Consider the following 728-nt stretch of genomic DNA (forward strand, 5'->3'; position numbering starts at 1 on the left):
CAAATGTTTATCACATTAAATTGTGAGGGTATCTCTATGTGCAAAAAATATGAATTAACCAGTGAAATCAAAAAAATCAAACATGCTCTTACTCGAAATATTATAAACCTTTATCGCATTAAAGCTTTAAAAGATTTTGATGATGTACAGGCGGGGTCTTTAGGCGGCTTTATTGAAAAGGAAGTTAACCTATCCCATGATGGTAATTGCTGGGTGTATGATGAGGCTTGTGTCTATGGTCATGCAAGAGTGTATGACAATGCAAAAATACGCCATTTTTCTCAAGTCTGTGGTCAAGTTTATGGCAATGCTGAAGTCTATGGAAAAGCTTTTATCTCTCAATATGCTAAAGTTTATGACCATGCTTTTGTCTATGGCAATGCTCATGTTTATGGCAATATTTATGGTAATGCTCATGTGAATGGTAGTGCCCGCATTCTTGCTGATGCTCATATTTATGATCATGCGCATGTTTCTTATGATGCTACGGTTTTTAGTTATGCACGCGTTTATGGTCATGCCAAGGTTTGTGGCTCTGCTTGCATTTATAGCCATGCAAAAATTTATAATTATGCTGTTATTAATGGTCGTGCAAAGATTTATGGCAAGGTTTATGGGAATGCTTGTGTGAGTGGCTCTTGTGAGATTTATGGCTCTGTTTATGGCAATGCTAAAATCTCATATTGTGCAACGATCTGGGGGCGTGTTTATGGCAATGCAAAAATCAA

1 protein-coding gene is annotated in these 728 nt (G+C 37.0%); it reads left to right on the plus strand.

The window, feature by feature from the left end; translation table 11 throughout:
• Window positions 1-36: 36 nt before the first annotated feature.
• A partial coding sequence (locus ACFIO5_RS11725; RefSeq protein ID WP_375705505.1) for a hypothetical protein occupies window positions 37-728 on the plus strand: 692 nt, incomplete at its 3' end.

Source organism: Bartonella sp. AA86SXKL, from assembly GCF_042196885.1.